Source organism: Shewanella sp. 11B5 (assembly GCF_002836795.1).
GTDB classification, from domain to species: domain Bacteria; phylum Pseudomonadota; class Gammaproteobacteria; order Enterobacterales; family Shewanellaceae; genus Shewanella; species Shewanella frigidimarina.
Genome location: NZ_PJAP01000171.1, coordinates 1 through 1110, shown reverse-complemented (window position 1 = coordinate 1110; position 1110 = coordinate 1). Strand labels below are relative to the sequence as shown.

At 39.0% G+C, this 1110-nt stretch carries 1 protein-coding gene; it reads left to right on the top strand.

Annotated elements, in window-relative coordinates:
- On the top strand, positions 1-955 hold a 955-nt coding region (locus tag CXF78_RS01410), incomplete at its 5' end, for a branched-chain amino acid ABC transporter permease (protein WP_102035754.1).
- Between the last annotated feature and the right edge of the window lie 155 nt (positions 956-1110).

The window sequence follows — 1110 nt, the reverse complement described above, 5'->3', positions numbered from 1 at the left end:
TCTTGCGCCTTTTGTTGTTGACGCTTACTACTTGACGCTATTTATTCAAATATCGTATTTGGGCATAGCTGCTTTAGGGTTAAACATTCTCGTTGGTTACACCGGACAAATATCCTTAGGTCATGGTGCTTTTTTTGGCTTTGGTGCGTTTGCATCCGCTTGGCTGAATACTTCATTTGGTATACCGGTATTGCTTTGTATTCCACTGGCCGGTTTTTTAACTATGGGGGTGGGCATGATATTTGGTTTACCTGCTTCTCGTATTAAAGGTTTGTATTTAGCAATAGCAACACTCGCAGCACAATTTATTTTGGAAGACTTTTTTGCACGTGCCGACTGGTTCTCAGGTGGTTCATCGGGTTCTTCTGCAGACCCTATTAGTTTGTTCGGCTTTGTCTTTGATACCGATGAAAGCTTTTTTTATGTGGCATTATTTGCTTTAGTTTTCATGTATATCTGGGGTTGTAATTTAATGCGTAGCCGAGAAGGGCGCGCGTTTATTGCCGTAAGAGATCATTACCTTTCTGCAGAAATTATGGGTATTAAACTCAATAAATATCGCTTGTTATCGTTTGGTGTTTCTTCATTTTATGCCGGTATTGGTGGTGCGTTATATGCGCATTACTTGGGCTATGTGTCTGCTGAAGGTTTTACCTTATTTATGTCAATTCAATTTCTAGCGATGATCATTATTGGTGGCTTGGGTTCTATTAAAGGCACGTTAATGGGCGTTGTGTTTATGGTGTTTTTGCCAGAAGTGCTAGAAAGCGGTGTTGGCCTAATGAAAATGACTGACTGGGGCAATATTCCTGCCGTGGTTGATGGTTTGGCTTACATCAAAGAAATGGCAATAGGTTTAGTCATCATCTTATTCCTCATTTTTGAGCCAGAAGGTATGGCCCATCGTTGGGCACAAATTAAAAACTATTGGAAATTCTACCCTTTTTCTTACTAATACGTGTGGATAGAAAAGGAAAGAATAAATAAAAATTATTACAACAATTCATTGGCAATATAGCCATTAAAAGAAGAAGGAAATAGTCATGCAACATAAAGCAAAATTAAGTTCTCTATTCGTATACTGTGCTTTGGGGATGAGCACTCAGGTAA